This is a genomic window from Streptomyces sp. TG1A-60 (assembly GCF_037201975.1).
In the GTDB taxonomy this organism is placed as follows: Bacteria; Actinomycetota; Actinomycetes; order Streptomycetales; family Streptomycetaceae; genus Streptomyces.
This window is the reverse complement of record NZ_CP147520.1, coordinates 6,478,369-6,492,570: the sequence shown is the minus strand read 5'-3', so window position 1 is coordinate 6,492,570 and position 14,202 is coordinate 6,478,369. Positions and strand designations below refer to the sequence as shown.

At 72.5% G+C, this 14,202-nt stretch carries 16 protein-coding genes and 1 riboswitch; of the genes, 5 read left to right on the top strand and 11 right to left on the bottom strand.

The genetic code is table 11. The features are described 5' to 3' along the window. Positions 1 to 60: 60 nt before the first annotated feature. Genes amaP through WBG99_RS28270 form a run of 5 tightly spaced genes read right to left on the bottom strand, consistent with a single transcriptional unit; the run spans position 61 to position 2,453 of the window. A complete protein-coding gene (gene amaP, locus WBG99_RS28290) occupies positions 61 to 639 on the bottom strand; it encodes an alkaline shock response membrane anchor protein AmaP (RefSeq protein ID WP_338899010.1) in 579 nt (192 codons plus the stop codon). Positions 640 to 645: 6 nt separating this feature from the next. Continuing rightward, positions 646 to 1,356, bottom strand: coding sequence for a DUF6286 domain-containing protein (locus WBG99_RS28285; protein ID WP_338899009.1), 711 nt, complete (start codon positions 1,354 to 1,356; stop codon positions 646 to 648). After that, a complete protein-coding gene (locus WBG99_RS28280; protein WP_338899008.1) occupies positions 1,353 to 1,727 on the bottom strand; it encodes a hypothetical protein in 375 nt (124 codons plus the stop codon). The genes WBG99_RS28285 and WBG99_RS28280 overlap by 4 nt, the downstream gene beginning before the upstream one ends. Further along, positions 1,724 to 1,909 (bottom strand): hypothetical protein, encoded by a 186-nt coding sequence (locus tag WBG99_RS28275; protein WP_338899007.1) that lies wholly within the window; start codon positions 1,907 to 1,909, stop codon positions 1,724 to 1,726. Before WBG99_RS28275 ends, WBG99_RS28280 begins: the two co-directional genes overlap by 4 nt. A 58-nt stretch (positions 1,910 to 1,967) precedes the next feature. Beyond that, positions 1,968 to 2,453 carry an Asp23/Gls24 family envelope stress response protein gene (locus WBG99_RS28270; protein WP_338899006.1) on the bottom strand — a complete coding sequence of 162 codons (486 nt, stop codon included), beginning with the start codon at positions 2,451 to 2,453 and terminating at the stop codon, positions 1,968 to 1,970. Between the two features lie 86 nt (positions 2,454 to 2,539). On the opposite strand from WBG99_RS28270, the gene WBG99_RS28265 reads away from it, so the two are divergent. Next, the gene (locus WBG99_RS28265) at positions 2,540 to 3,298 is read left to right on the top strand and encodes a nucleopolyhedrovirus P10 family protein (protein WP_338899005.1); all 759 of its coding nucleotides are present in this window, start codon (positions 2,540 to 2,542) and stop codon (positions 3,296 to 3,298) included. Between the two features lie 4 nt (positions 3,299 to 3,302). Here the strand turns inward: WBG99_RS28265 and WBG99_RS28260 are convergent, their stop codons facing one another. The 3 genes from WBG99_RS28260 to WBG99_RS28250 all read right to left on the bottom strand — a co-directional run bounded on the left by WBG99_RS28260 (position 3,303) and on the right by WBG99_RS28250 (position 6,415). Beyond that, the gene (locus WBG99_RS28260) at positions 3,303 to 4,094 is read right to left on the bottom strand and encodes an enoyl-CoA hydratase/isomerase family protein (protein WP_338899004.1); all 792 of its coding nucleotides are present in this window, start codon (positions 4,092 to 4,094) and stop codon (positions 3,303 to 3,305) included. 150 nt (positions 4,095 to 4,244) lie between these two features. Next, positions 4,245 to 4,466 (bottom strand): helix-turn-helix domain-containing protein, encoded by a 222-nt coding sequence (locus WBG99_RS28255; RefSeq protein WP_006123601.1) that lies wholly within the window; start codon positions 4,464 to 4,466, stop codon positions 4,245 to 4,247. A gap of 350 nt (positions 4,467 to 4,816) precedes the next feature. After that, positions 4,817 to 6,415 (bottom strand): ABC-F family ATP-binding cassette domain-containing protein, encoded by a 1,599-nt coding sequence (locus tag WBG99_RS28250; protein ID WP_338899003.1) that lies wholly within the window; start codon positions 6,413 to 6,415, stop codon positions 4,817 to 4,819. A gap of 316 nt (positions 6,416 to 6,731) precedes the next feature. Here WBG99_RS28250 and WBG99_RS28245 point away from each other — a divergent pair, with 316 nt between their 5' ends. Continuing rightward, positions 6,732 to 7,145, top strand: coding sequence for a VOC family protein (locus WBG99_RS28245; protein WP_338899002.1), 414 nt, complete (start codon positions 6,732 to 6,734; stop codon positions 7,143 to 7,145). Between the two features lie 58 nt (positions 7,146 to 7,203). Here the strand turns inward: WBG99_RS28245 and WBG99_RS28240 are convergent, their stop codons facing one another. The 3 genes from WBG99_RS28240 to WBG99_RS28230 form a co-directional block, all read right to left on the bottom strand. Next, entirely contained in the window at positions 7,204 to 8,454 is a 1,251-nt protein-coding gene (locus WBG99_RS28240; protein ID WP_338900513.1) for a hypothetical protein, read from the bottom strand. A gap of 368 nt (positions 8,455 to 8,822) precedes the next feature. After that, positions 8,823 to 9,962, bottom strand: coding sequence for an alpha/beta fold hydrolase (locus tag WBG99_RS28235; protein WP_338899001.1), 1,140 nt, complete (start codon positions 9,960 to 9,962; stop codon positions 8,823 to 8,825). Between the two features lie 149 nt (positions 9,963 to 10,111). Continuing rightward, positions 10,112 to 10,843 (bottom strand): class II aldolase/adducin family protein, encoded by a 732-nt coding sequence (locus WBG99_RS28230; protein WP_338899000.1) that lies wholly within the window; start codon positions 10,841 to 10,843, stop codon positions 10,112 to 10,114. A gap of 161 nt (positions 10,844 to 11,004) precedes the next feature. Here WBG99_RS28230 and WBG99_RS28225 point away from each other — a divergent pair, with 161 nt between their 5' ends. The 3 genes from WBG99_RS28225 to WBG99_RS28215 all read left to right on the top strand — a co-directional run bounded on the left by WBG99_RS28225 (position 11,005) and on the right by WBG99_RS28215 (position 14,196). Continuing rightward, the gene (locus WBG99_RS28225; RefSeq protein ID WP_338898999.1) at positions 11,005 to 12,261 is read left to right on the top strand and encodes an inorganic phosphate transporter; all 1,257 of its coding nucleotides are present in this window, start codon (positions 11,005 to 11,007) and stop codon (positions 12,259 to 12,261) included. A gap of 31 nt (positions 12,262 to 12,292) precedes the next feature. Then, entirely contained in the window at positions 12,293 to 12,514 is a 222-nt protein-coding gene (locus WBG99_RS28220; RefSeq protein WP_338898998.1) for a hypothetical protein, read from the top strand. 480 nt (positions 12,515 to 12,994) lie between these two features. Next, a riboswitch (cobalamin riboswitch) is annotated at positions 12,995 to 13,068 on the top strand. Positions 13,069 to 13,188: 120 nt separating this feature from the next. Next, a complete protein-coding gene (locus WBG99_RS28215) occupies positions 13,189 to 14,196 on the top strand; it encodes a cobalamin biosynthesis protein (RefSeq protein ID WP_338898997.1) in 1,008 nt (335 codons plus the stop codon). Positions 14,197 to 14,202 lie beyond the last annotated feature (6 nt).

The window sequence follows — 14,202 nt, the reverse complement described above, 5'->3', positions numbered from 1 at the left end:
GTGTGGGGGGGGGCTGGTCGCACGGTTTCCCGCCCGCCTGGGGCGGGTGGGTGCGGCCCCTCAACTCACCCGTTCCGTACGGTCTCTGCCACCCTGCAACCGGACCTCCGCCGGTAGCTCGGCCAACCCCGCGGAATCCCTCGCGTGGGCCACTGCCTCCGCCGTCAGGCGCTGCAGGGTGTCGCCGGGGGAAGCGGGTGGCTGGAGCCGTACGCGGACTCGTGCCTCGGGCGCGCTCCGGCGGCCGGTCAGACGGGTGTGGACCCGCTCGACTCCCTCCAGTCGGGCCGCCTCGGCGGTCAGTACGCCCTCCAGGGCACGGCCCCGCAGCAGGGCGCCCTCTCCGTCGCCGGTGTCGACGAGGACCTCGGTGAGCCGGTGGCGGCGCAGGACCGAGGTCAGCCACCACAGGGCGAGCAGGACCAGGAGGGCTAGCACGGCGATGACGGTGGGCCACCACCAGCCGGCGTCGCGCCACCGGGTCCGCTCGGCGTCGCTGAGCAGCACGTCGTGCCGGCCGTCGTGCGGCCACCAGGAGGGCGGGTCCGCGCCGAGTCCCACGGCGAGGACGGCGCCACCGGTCACGACCAGGACGAGTCCGATGATTCCGATCAGCACCCGGTTGACGATCCTCAGCATCGCATCTCATCCCTTCCGGCCGGGCCGGCGCACGTGTACCGACAGGGCGGGCGGCCGGGACAGGCCCAGATGCCGGATGCCGTCGGCGAGCGCGACGTCCAGGTCGGCCCGTACCTCGTCGAGCTCCCGGAAGTGGGAGACCGCGCGGACGTCGATCTTCCTCCGCCCGGCGCGGACCCGTGCGGACTGCACGCCGGGCACGTCCATGGCCCGGTCGCGCAGGGCCGGCTCGGCGGCGCCCCGGTGCAGTCCGGCCCGTACCCGGGGGTGGACGCGCCGCATCGGCAGGACGTCGCGGAGCCCCGGGGTCACGGCGAGCACCAGCAGCCAGAGGCCGAGGAGTACGGCGACACCGGCGCCGACGAGCACCCAGACGTCGTCGAGGGGCCGCTCGGCGAGCTGCCGGGCCAGCGATCGGCGCCACGCCATGGCGGGCCGGCCGGCGCGGACGGCGGCCACGTCGTACAGGAAGAGGCCCGCGCCTGCGAGGAGCAGCGCCGCGAGGATGCCCGCGGGGACTCTGCGCGCGGACCAGAAGCGCTTCTCCGCGCCGTCGTCGCCGTCGAGGACGGGCGACGGGCCGTAGGCGGCGGCCGTCGCCGACTGATCCGGTTCGTGTGCGGTGCCGTTCCCGTCGGCCGTGTCGTCAGCCGTCTCGGCCTTCTCGATGACGGGTAGTCGTCGAGTGGCGCCTTCGGAGCGCTGGGGTTCGCTCATCGCGTCCTCCCCTGTGCCGCGTCGTGTGCGTGCGCCAGGTGCAGTCGTTCCACCTGGACCGCCACCTCCGATACGTGCAGTCCCGCCAACGTCCCTACCCGCTCCGCGACATGGCGACGCACCGCAGCGCATTGGCCACCGATGTCCGAGGGGTAGCGGAGTTCGAGGCTGACGCGGACGCGAGCGGTCTCGTGGTAGGTGACGACGGTGGCGTTCGGGGGCGCGGAGTTCGGCGGTGGTGCTTCCAGTGCCTCGCGCGCCGCCTGTGAGGCGATCTTCGCGACCACCCGGTCGGCGATCCGGGTCGCCCCGCGCTCACCGGACGGTACGGCCTTCGCCTCCGTGCGACGGCCGGTGTCCTGCGGGTTCATCGGCGCCGGTCGTCACGCGGGCGGAAGAAGTCGCCCGGGTTCAGGTCCCCCTCCAGGAGCCGGCCGACGACGTAGCCGACGGCGCCCAGCGCGGCGACCAGCAGAAAGGCACCGAATCCGCCGAAGTACCCGGCGAAACCCAGCGCCATTCCGGCGATCATGCCGATCACGGCCATGCTCATGCGGTGCTCCTAGGGGCTCCAGGACTCCAGTCGTGTTCCATCGCTACCGGGATCCTTGTCATTGCAGCCGGGACTCCGACTCCTCGTCCTCCTCGTCCGGCAGCTTCACGTCGCTGACCGCGATGTTGACCTCGACGACCTCCAGGCCGGTCATCCGCTCGACGGCCGCGATGACGTTCTCGCGCACGTCACGGGCCACGTCGTCGATGGACACCCCGTAATCGATGACGATCTCCAGGTCCAGCGCGGTCTGCACCTCGCCGACCTCGACCTTCACGCCCCGGGTCACCGCCCCCGACCCGCCGGGGACCCGGTCCCGCACCGCCCCGAAGGTCCGTGACAGCCCGCTGCCCATGGCGTGCACGCCCATCACTTCCCGCGCGGCGAGCCCGGCGATCTTCTCCACGACGCCGTCGGCGATGGTGGTACGTCCCCGTGTGCCCGGGTCACCGCCACCGCGCCGGGTGGTCTTGCGGCCGCCCTGCGTCGACTCCTTGGTGGTCCCGGGGTTCTCCGTCCGGTTCCGATCCGTCATGTCAGTCATGCCGTACGTCCCTTCCGGTCGTCCTCTTTCGCCCACACTAAGTCCGGTTACCCCACTTCGCGCCCGGAATGCGGCAGGCTGGAGTAATGACGGCGGATGGTTGGGCGAAGACGGTACGACAGCAGCTCCGGCTCGGCCGGGTACTCCCCCTGGGCGGCCCGCACGACGGCGCGTGGATCACGGAGAGCGCGGCCGAAGCGGCACTGCGCCGGGCAACCGCCTCGATGCGCGGTGTCACCCTGGGGCCACTGCGCATCTCCCTGGCCGCCCCGGACGCACACGGCTCCCCCGAATCCGCCGTGCCCCCTCCCCCGAGCGCTCTCCCACCCGGCCCGCTCCGCATCACCGCCGACTTCGCGGCCTCGGCGGCTCCGACCGCCGAGCCCTTCCCTGCGACAGCGGCCCGCCTCCGCGCCGCCCTCGCCACCACCGCCGGGGAACGACTCGGTCTGAGGGTGACGGAAGTGGACCTGCGCGTGACCGACCTGCTGGACGACGGGAAGGAGCCCGCACCGGCGGCTCCGGAACCGACCACCGCCGAGCCCTCCCCGCCCTCCGGCGACGACGAGGAGTCCCGCGCGGCCGCCGCGGCGCTCTCGGTCCCCGGCGTCACCCGCCTGACCGCCGCCTTCGGCGGCCGGGGCCGCGCCCTCCACATCGACGCGGGGCCCGCCCTCCCCCGCCGCCATGTCCGCGTGGAACTGGCGGTGACGGAGGAAAGACGAACCCTGGACGTGGCACGCGAGGTACGACGAGCGGTGAGCGATGCCCTGCCGGACCACCCCTCGGCGGCGGTGCTCATCACGGCCGTCGGTTCTGGTCCCGTCCCCGCCGGGGACGGCTGAGCCGCTACTCCCCGACCCCGGCCAGATCCCGCAGCCGCCGGGCCTGGGCGGCCCGCTCCGCCGCCCGCTGCTCCTCGTACGAGCGGCCCTGCGCCCCGCGCAGCAGTGCCTTGGTCTCGATCACCGCGTCCCGTGGAGCACCCACCAAGGCGGCCGTCAGGTCCCGTACCGCCGCGTCGAGTTGATCGGCCGGCACGGTGAGGTTCGCGAGGCCGACGCGCTGGGCCTCGTCCGCCTGGACGAAGCGTCCGGTGAGACAGATCTCCAGGGCGCGGGCGTACCCGACGAGGCTCACCAGCGGATGCGTCCCCGTGAGGTCCGGGACGAGTCCGAGGCCGGTTTCGAGCATGGCGAACTGCACGTCGTCGGCGACGACGCGCAGATCACAGGCGAGGGCGAGCTGGAAGCCCGCACCGACGGCGTGCCCCTGTACGGCGGCGATGGACACGATGTCGCCGCGCCGCCACCAGGTGAACGCCTCCTGGTACCCGGCGATGGTCGAGTCGAGCCCGGCGTCGTCACGGCGCGCGAGATCGATGAACGACGGCTCCCCCTCGATGCCTTCGGGCGTGAACATCCGCCGATTGAGCCCGGCGGAGAACGACTTGCCCTCGGCGCGCAGCACGACCACACGGACGGAGCCCGGCACCAACCGTCCGGCCTCGGTGAGCGCCCGCCACAGAGCGGGGCTCTGCGCGTTGCGCTTGGCCGGATTGGTCAGCGTCACCGTGGCGATCGCGTCGTCGACGGTGAGCCGTACGCCGTCCTGGTCGAGCAGCGGTTCGAGCGAAGCCATGGGGAGCCTCCGATGGGTGCGGTCACAGAACAGAGCCAAGTGACTGCACAGTAACCACCCGGTCGATCTGAAGGTCCCCCCAGGTCCCTTAAGGGCTCTGGGAGACGACCGACCGGGTGGCCACCATCGAAGCCGATGGGCCGCCCGGCGTCAGGCCGACGCGGCCTTCTTGCCCCGCGTCGCCCCGCCACGCCCTCGGAGCGTGACGCCCGACTCACTGAGCATCCGGTGTACGAAGCCATACGAGCGGCCGGTTTCCTCGGCCAGCGCCCGAATGCTCGCACCGGAGTCGTACTTCTTCTTCAGGTCTGCCGCGAGCTTGTCGCGCGCGGCGCCGGTAACCCGGCTGCCCTTCTTCAGAGTCTCGGCCACCCGGTCCTCCTCATGGGAAGTGCGCTCTGGTTCTCCTCATGATCACCCCTCCGGGGCGTGATGGCCACCCATTCGGCAAGGTCCGTGAGACAAGATTTTGACGACAGGAGCGCGTCCCCACGAGCGGAACCTGTGATTCCGGCCAGCGGTGTCCGTTCCGCCGAACGGGTTGTTCCGTGAAGTGCCAGGTCAGAGACGCACGACGGCCGAGCCCTTCACACAGAAGGGCTCGGCCGTGAAATCGATGTAGGACACACCTCGATATGAGGAGATCTCACACAGATGATGGATCACGGATAGGCCGAATGATCCCCACGTAGTTGATCAACCCATTCGATCACGCCGCTCGCTCAGGCGAGCGCCACGAGGTCCGCGTAGTCCGCGCCCCACAGGTCCTCGACGCCGTCCGGCAGCAGGATGATCCGCTCCGGCTGGAGCGCCTCGACCGCGCCCTCGTCGTGGGTGACGAGGACGACCGCGCCCTTGTAGGTGCGCAGCGCGCCGAGGATCTCCTCACGGCTGGCGGGGTCGAGGTTGTTGGTCGGCTCGTCGAGCAGGAGGACGTTCGCGGAGGACACCACCAGGGTCGCGAGCGCGAGACGGGTCTTCTCGCCGCCGGAGAGGACACCGGCCGGCTTGTCGACGTCGTCGCCGGAGAACAGGAAGGAGCCGAGCACCTTGCGGACCTCCACGAGGTCCATGTCGGGGGCGGCCGAGCGCATGTTCTCCAGGACCGTGCGGTCCTGGTCGAGGGTCTCGTGCTCCTGGGCGTAGTACCCGAGTTTCAGGCCGTGGCCCTCGACGACCTGGCCGGTGTCGGGCTTCTCGACGCCGCCGAGGAGGCGGAGCAGGGTCGTCTTGCCGGCGCCGTTGAGGCCGAGGATGACGACGCGGGAGCCCTTGTCGATGGCCAGGTCGACGTCGGTGAAGATCTCCAGCGAGCCGTACGACTTCGACAGGCCCTCGGCGGTGAGCGGGGTCTTGCCGCAGGGCGCGGGCTCGGGGAAGCGCAGCTTGGCGACCTTGTCGGAGACCCGTACCGCCTCCAGGCCGGCGAGCAGCCGGTCGGCGCGCTTGGCCATGTTCTGCGCGGCGACGGTCTTGGTGGCCTTGGCGCGCATCTTGTCGGCCTGTGAATGCAGCGCGGCGGCCTTCTTCTCGGCGTTCTGCCGCTCGCGCTTGCGGCGCTTCTCGTCTGCCTCGCGCTGCTGCTGGTAGAGCTTCCAGCCCATGTTGTACACGTCGATCTGGGCGCGGTTGGCGTCCAGGTAGAACACCTTGTTGACGACCGTCTCGACCAGGTCGACGTCGTGGGAGATGACGATGAAGCCGCCGCGGTAGCTCTTGAGGTAGTCGCGCAGCCAGATGATCGAGTCGGCGTCGAGGTGGTTCGTCGGCTCGTCGAGCAGCAGCGTGTCCGCGTCGGAGAACAGGATACGGGCCAGTTCGATACGGCGGCGCTGACCGCCGGAGAGGGTGTGCAGCGGCTGGCCGAGCACCCGGTCGGGCAGGTTGAGGGCGGCGGCGATGGTGGCGGCCTCGGCCTCGGCGGCGTACCCGCCCTTGGTCAGGAACTCCGTCTCCTGGCGCTCGTACTGCTTCAGCGCCTTCTCACGTGTGCCGCCCTGGCCTCCTGCGATGCGCTGCTCGTTCTCGCGCATCTTGCGGATCAGTACGTCGAGGCCGCGGGCGGAGAGGACGCGGTCGCGGGCGAGGACGTCGAGGTCGCCGGTGCGGGGGTCCTGCGGGAGGTAGCCGACCTCGCCGGAGCGGGTGATGGTGCCGCCGGCCGGGATGCCCTCGCCGGCCAGGCACTTGGTGAGGGTGGTCTTGCCCGCGCCGTTGCGGCCGACCAGGCCGATGCGGTCGCCCTTGGCGACACGGAAGGTGGCGGACTCGATGAGGACACGGGCACCGGCGCGCAGCTCGATACCGGAGGCGGAGATCACGGACAGACTCCAGGGCGATGTGGGGTGGTGGGTGGACGGCTGAGGGCGTTCCCGCCGTCTAATGCGCGAGGAGAATGGCCATGGGCCGATTCTAACTGGGGGCGGCAAGCGGTTTTCCGCCCGTATGACAAGGGATCACGTGGTCTCGGTCACCGGCGCGCCGGCCACCGGTGCCTGCCCGCTACGGGAGTCGGTCGCCCGGTGGCCCGAGGCCCGCCCTCGCGCTCGTTCGACGAGGCGTTGTCGGTGGTGGGTGCAAAACTGGGCAGCGGGTCGTATTCCCGACGACCCCGACGACGGAGAGGTCGTGGTCGGTATGGCAGGCAGGAGCGAGGGACGCCCCAGCGTCTACCCGACGTTGCTGTACGCGGACGCCAAGGCCGCCATCAGGCAGCTCACTCAGGCGCTGGGCTTCACCGAACTCTCGGTGTACGAGGGCGAGGACGGGGTGGTGCGGCACGCCGAGCTGACGCAGGGCAACGGCGCGGTGATGGTCGGTTCCAAGGGCAGCGGCAGCGTCTTCGACGGCGCGATGAAGGGCGCTGGCCCCACCGGGGTGTACGTCGTGGTGGACGACGTGGACACCCACCACCGGCGGGCCGTGGAGCACGGCGTGGAGATCCTGACGCCCCCGACGGACCAGGACTACGGCTCGCGGGACTACATGGCCCGGGACGTCGAGGGCAATGTGTGGAGCTTCGGCACGTACGCGCCGGAGACGGGCGGCTGACGCCCTCGGGACCTTCCGTCCCGCGCGGCGCGGCGACCACCGGCTCGCATCCCGCCGGTCAGCTGCCTCCGGTGTGCACCTGGAAGGCGGCGCGGCGGACGGCCTTGGCGAGGGCCGGGTCGGGGTGGGCGGCGGCGAGGGCGACCAGGACCTGGACGGTGCGGGGGTGGCCGGCCGCGCGGACCTCGTCGAGCAACGCGGGGACCGTGGCCTGCACGGCGGACTCCAGGTGCCGGACGAGGAGCGGGGCCTCGCCGTGGTCGGCGACGGCGGCGGCGGTGTCGATCCAGAGCCAGGTGGCCTCCTCGCGGGTGAGGACCTCGTGGGCGTCCTCGGGGTCGGCGCCGTCGTGCTCGGCGAGCCAGAGGAGGGCGTAGGGGCGCAGCGGGGTCCCGTCGGCGACGGTGCGCACATCCGGCTCGGCGGGGGCTCCGACGACGCGCAGTGCCTCGAAGGCGAGGCCCCGGATGAGGGCGTCCTCGCCGCGGGCCGCCTCGATGAGTTCGGTGACGGCGCCGCCGACGGGGCGGGCGGCGAGCCAGGCGCGGTACTCGGCGCGGGCCGCGTTCGGTCGGAGCTGGGCGCAGCCGCGGAGCATGTCCTCGGCGGAGACCTCGATGTTCCCGGCGGGGCTCTGCGCGGCGACGCAGATCTGCTCCAGCTTCACCCAGACCGCCCAGCTGCCGAGCGGGGTGAGGGTGGCCTGCGCGTCGCCGTAGGTGAGGGCGCCGACGGAGGCAAGGGCACGCAGGGACCATTCGAGGAGCGGGGCGAGCGGGGTGTCCCCGGCGGCCGGCTCCGCGCCGGGTTCGGGCTGCGGACCGTAGGGGACCTCGCAGCGCTCGGTGCGCAGTTCGGTGACCCGCTGTTCGAGGAGGTCGAGCAACTGCGCCACGGGGACGGGCCCGGCGGAGAGCTGGAGGAAGGAGAGCACCTGCGGCATGGCCGAGACGACCTCGGCGACGGCGGCGGGCTCCCGGTCCGCGGGCTCGGGGTGAGCGATGGACCAGGCGTCGAAGAGCGCGACCCAGCCACGCAGTACGGCGCTGTCGTCGCGGTGCCAGGCGCGCAGGCGCCAGCCGGGGCGCGCGCTGTCGCCGTGCACCTCGACGAGTCCGGCCAGCCGTGCCGTGTCCCAGTCGTGGCGGACCTGATCCGGGGTCAGTCCCAGGTCGGCGGCGGCCCGTTCGGCGCTCGCCTCGGAGAGGGTGCCTGTGCCGTCGGAACTCGCGCCCTGGCGGCCGGGGCCCAGGGCGACGTCGGCCCAGTGGGCGACGCGGGCCGCGTCCGCCAGGACGGCGCGGGCCATGCGGGCGAGTTCCACGGGTGGCGGTGTGCCCTCCGGGGGCCGGGGGGCCGGTCTGCGGCGCTGGGACACTGCCGCTCGGGGGGCGGCGGCCAGGGTTCGCGGGCTGACGAGTCGGAGCCTGGAGTCGCGCGGATTACGGGACGTCACGGGGGCAGTCTTCCGGTTGACGGTCCGAAAACCCAAACGGAATGTCACAGCGGGCGACAGGGGTGGCCAACGCACGGGTTCCGCAGGGGGTCGGCACCAGGGAGGATCGCCTTGGTCCGACGCTAAGCGGAATGTGGCGTACCTCTCTCTGGCTGCGAGCTCCCGGACCCTGCCGGGCGCGCGCCGAACGCGGGACCACCACCGGGTCCTTCGGGCTGTTCCTATGTCAGCGGGGTGAGGAAGCGGCGGAGGGCCTCTTCGTAGGCCTCGGGGCCGGCGTTCCACATCGCGCCGTGCGGGGCGTGACGGACGGTGCGGAGGGTGACCCGGTCGGGGTGGCGGGCCGCGAGGCGGCGGGAGGGGCCCCAGGGGGCGACGACGTCGTCGGGGCCGTGGAAGAGCAGGGCCGGGATGGTGACCTCCGGTGGGACGGCTGCCCGGTCGGCGGGGGCGGTGCGCAGTCCTGTGCGGCCCTGGGCGGCGCGGACCGCGAGGGGCAGCAGGGGGCCGGGGGTGCGGCGGGCGGCGGCGAGGGCCCGCAGGGTGGCCGCCCAGTCGAGGACGGGTGAGTCCAGGACGAGTCCGGCGACACGGTCGCGCAGCGCTGAGTGCGTGGCCGCGCGCAGGGCCATGGTGGCGCCGGTGGACCAGCCGAGCAGGACGACCCTCTCGGCACCGAACCGCACGGCGTACCGGATGGCCGCGTCCACGTCGCGCCACTCGGTCTCGCCGAGGTGGTTCAGGCCGTCCGGGGAGCGGGGTGCGCCCGTGTCGCCCCGGTAGGCCAGGGCGAGCACCGGGAAGTGGTGGCGGTGCAGGAACTCCATGACGTTCATGGAGAGTTCGCGGGTGGCGCCCAGCCCGTGCACGGCGATCACCCAGGTGCCCCGGTCCGCGGGCACGAACCACGCGGGCAGCGTGCCGAGTTCCCCGGGGACGTCGACGTCGACGTGGTCGAGGCCGAGCGCGGTGCGGGGGTCGCCGAGGTGGGTGTGGGGGGTGAACCACACCTTGTCGCCGGGTTCCAGGGTGCCGTGGGTGACGCGCTCCAGGCGGCGCACGACGGTGTCGGGGGCGTGCGGGGCGCCGCTCAGGACGCTGCCGACGACCGCGTGGGAGCCGTGGCCGGCGAGGCCGTACATGCCGGGGCGCTGGGCGGCGAAGGCCCTGGTCAACGTGATGCGGCCCGCGGCGGTGGAGTGCACGGTCAGCCGGGGTTCCGTGGGCAGCGGTCCGCCCGGTGGTGCCTTCAACGCGGCATCACTGGCCAGCCGGCCCACGGCGACACTGGCCGCGCCGGCCACGAACACGGCCCCGAAGGCCGCGGCTACTACTCCCGCACCTGCTCCTGCTCCACGCACGGCTCCAGTGTCCTGGCGGACCCCGCCATGGGCCAGTGGGCGTGGACTTCGGATGTGAGCGGGGTGAGGGGTCGGCAGACACCTTCGAAGGGGACGGCCGACCGGGGACGACCGGGCCTCGTCGAAGAGCTGTGCCGCCCGAGGGGCTCCTACCCCGGCTGCCCGTACCCCCGAAGCCGCTCCCCCACCTCCGTCAGCTGGTCGTGCGTGAGCAGCGTCGGCGAGAGGCCCGGGACCGAGGAGGCCGTCAGCCAGACTCGGCACATCCACTCCAGCTGGGCCGTGCGGTCGTAGGCCTCGGTGAGGGTGGTTCCGTAGGTGATCGTGCCGTGGTTCTGGAGGAGACAGGCGGTGCGCTCCGTCAACGCGTGGAGCATGTTCTCGGCCAACTCCGGGGTCCCGTAGGTCGCGTACGGGGCGACTCGGACGGGGCCGCCGAGGGCGGCGGACATGTAGTGGATCAGCGGCAGCTCGCGCACGAGGGTGGAGACGGCCGTCGCGTGGACGGCGTGGGTGTGGACGACGGCACGGGCGTCGGTGGTGGTGTGGATCGCCAGGTGCACGGGGAGTTCGCTCGTCGGGCGGAGGGTGCCGAGGACCTGGCGGCCGGAGAGGTCGACGCCCGTCACGTCGTCGGGGGTCAGGCGGTCGTACGGCACGCCCGTCGGCGTGACCAGGACCGTGTCCCCGACGCGTACCGACACGTTGCCGGAGGTGCCGACGACCAGGCCGTCGGCCACCGTCCGGCGGGCGGTCGCGACGAGCTCGTCCCACGCGCGGGCCACGTCGTCCGGCACATCCCGCCGCCGTGCGTCTCGTGAACCCCGTGCACCCTCACCCGCGCCCCGCCCGTCCCGGGCGTTCCATCGCTGCTCAGCCATACGGTGATCCTGCCAAGGTGAGCCCGTGGGGTGGTGAGCGGCGGTAAGCGGAATGGCGGCAGCTCGATCGCTACACCCACAGGTACACCCCAGTTCATCTTCCGTTCACCCTGGTTGCTTACGGTCCTCGTGCCACTGACGTCCGAAAGAAGCCCGGGTAAATGGAAAACTTCTCGCTGATCCTCGCGATCGTGGTCGTGACCGCGCTCGCGTTCGATTTTACGAACGGTTTCCACGACACCGCCAACGCGATGGCCACCACCATCTCGACCGGCGCCATGAAGCCCAAAGCCGCGGTGGCCATGTCCGCCGTGCTCAACCTTGTCGGCGCGTTCCTGTCCATCGAGGTCGCCAACACCATCTCCAAGGGACTCGTCGACGAGTCCGGCATCCAGCCAGAGGTCATCTTCGCGGCGCTCGTCGGCGCCATCCTCTGGAACCTGCTGACCTGGCTCGTCGGGCTCCCCTCCAGTTCCTCGCACGCCCTGATGGGCGGCCTCATCGGCGCCACCATCGCCTCGGCCGGCCTCGGCGCGGTGCACGGCGACGTGCTCGTCACCAAGGTGCTGATCCCGGCCGTCGCGGCCCCGCTGGTCGCCGGCGTCGCGGCGATGGTCGCCACGCGGATGACGTACCGGCTCGGGCAGCACACGAGCGAGAAGGCGTCCGGCAAGGGTTACCGCGCCGGCCAGATCGCCTCCGCGGGCCTGGTCTCACTGGCCCACGGCACGAACGACGCCCAGAAGACGATGGGCATCATCACCCTGGCCCTGGTCGCCGGCGGCGCCCTCGCGCCCGACTCCGACCCGCCGGTGTGGGTCATCGTCTCCGCCGGTGTCGCCATCGCGCTCGGCACCTACCTGGGCGGCTGGCGCATCATCCGCACGATGGGCAAGGGCCTGACCGACCTCCAGCCGCAGCAGGGCTTCGCCGCCCAGACCAGCGCGGCCACGGTCATCCTGGCCTCCTCGCACCTCGGCTTCTCCCTCTCCACCACGCACTCGGTCTCCGGTGCCGTGATGGGCGCGGGCCTCGGCCGCAAGGGCGGCGTGGTCCGCTGGTCCACCGCGACCCGGATGTTCGTCGCGTGGGGCCTGACCCTGCCGGCCGCCGCGCTGGTCGCCGCGCTCGCGGAGTGGGTGACGTCCTTCGGCGGCTGGGGCACGGCCGTCGTCGCGGTCTTCCTCGTCGCCTCCAGCGCCGCGATCTGGGTGATCTCCCGCCGCGAGGTGGTCGACCACACCAACGTCAACGACATCGAGGAGTCGCCCGGTGTGGTGACCACGGCGATGGCCGCCGTGACGCCGCCGCCGGCCGGCACCGTGGAGGACCTCACGGCGACCATCCCGGCCCCCGCGACCGCCGCCGAGGCCGAAGAAGCCCCGGCGAACCCGTCCACGCCGACACCCGCCGTCTGAGCACCGCGACTCCCTGAGGAAGATCACCACCATGCACATCGACTGGGCAGCTCTCGGCTCCGTCTTCGGAGTCAGCCTCGTGGTCACCGTGGCCCTCGTCGGCCTCTTCACCCTGGGCATCGTCGGCCTCTCCAAGCAGGAGGAGGCGTCGACCCGGGGCGGCTCGGGGGCGCTGGCGGCCACCGGGGCGTACGCGTGCTTCGCGCTGTGCGCGGCGGCGGTGGCGTACGGAATCTCTCTCATCATGGCCTGAGACCGGAAAACCCCACGACCCTCTCGGGCACCCACCGACAACGCCAGACGCAACCCCCGTAGGCGCTTTGGCGCTTACGGGGGTTGCGGGGGTCTTCTCGGCAGGTTGCCGCCTCCACCGGTTCCCGCGACAGCAGCGTCAGCGCTGGTGCGGGCTCCGGGCCCGGGCCTCCGGCAGACGCCGCCCGGTCGCGCCACGTGCCCGGCTTCCCCGTGCGTGCCGAGGCGGTTTCCCCCGCTCGGTCTCCCGGGAGTGCGCCTCCCGTCCCCCGGGCGGATCGTCACGATCCGCCCGCTCCCGGGTCCACAGGTCCCGCCGGAAAGCCACACCACGCCGCGTGACGGAAGACGAGCATCGATCGGGCGTCTGGCGCCGTTTCGGCGATGTGGGGCTCAGCACACCGCTGCACCGCAGGTCAACAGCGAGTTGACGGGTCTTCCAGGGGCGTGGTGGACTGCCGGGGCCATGTACGACGGCAGGAGAGGAAGCCGGTGCGAGTCCGGCGCGGTCCCGCCACTGTCACCGGGGAAGAACGCCCCGGGAGCCAGGAACTCTCGCCGTCGGTCTCGTCGAACCAGGGCGTGGACACCCTGAGTGAGGACATATCGCCATGCGCGGCTGCCGCTTGAGTCCCAGCACCAGGTCCTTGTCCGACCTCGCGACCGGCTGAACCGATGCGTGCCGATCGCGTCTTCGCGTACGGCGCCGCCGCCGGACTCCTCGGTGACCTGCTCCTGGGCGATCCGCGCCGGGGCCATCCGGTCGCCGCGTTCGGGCGGGCGGCCGGTGCCGTGGAGCGGGTGCTGTGGCGGGACCACCGGGGGTGGGGCGCGCTGCACACCGCCGTGTGCGCCGGTGGCGCCGTGGCGCTCGGAGCCGTTGCCGCGTCCTCCGCGCGGCCGTCGCGTGCCGCTTCCGTCGCGTTGAACGCCGCCGCCACCTGGGCCGTCGTCGGGGGGACTTCGCTCGGGCGGGAGGCCCGGACCGTTGGGCGGTGTCTGGAGTCCGGGGATCTCGCGGGTGCCCGGACGCGGTTGCCGCACCTGTGCGGTCGGGATCCACAGGCGCTCGACGCGGACGGGATCGCGCGGGCCGTGGTGGAGTCCGTCGCCGAGAACACGTCCGACGCGGTGGTGGGGGCCCTCGTGTGGGGCGCCGTCGCGGGGGTTCCGGGCCTGCTGGGTTTCCGGGCCGTCAACACGCTCGATGCCATGGTCGGGCACAGGTCGCCGCGTTATCGACGGTACGGCTGGGCTGCGGCGCGACTGGACGACGTGGCGGGGTGGCCGGGGGCTCGGCTCACAGCGGTGCTGGCCGCGCTCGCCGGTGGGAACGTCCGGGGGGCCGTACGGGCCTGGCGGGAGGATGCGGGGAAGCATCCGAGTCCCAACGCCGGGCCGGTGGAGGCGTCGTTCGCGGGGGCGCTCGGAGTGCGGCTGGGGGGCACGTTGTCGTACGGGGGGCGGGTCGAGCATCGGCCTGTGCTGAACGGGGAGGGGCGGGCCGTCGTCGTGGGGGACATCGAGCGGGCTGTTCGGTTGTCCCGGCGGGTGAGTTGGCTGGCGTGGGGGGCCAGTGCGGGTGCGGCGCTGCTGCGGGGCAGGATCTCGAGGCGCCCGGCGCTGTCGGCTGTGCCCGCCCTCCCCGACCCTCGGCCTCGCTCCGGAAAGGGGGGCTCGTGACGGGCG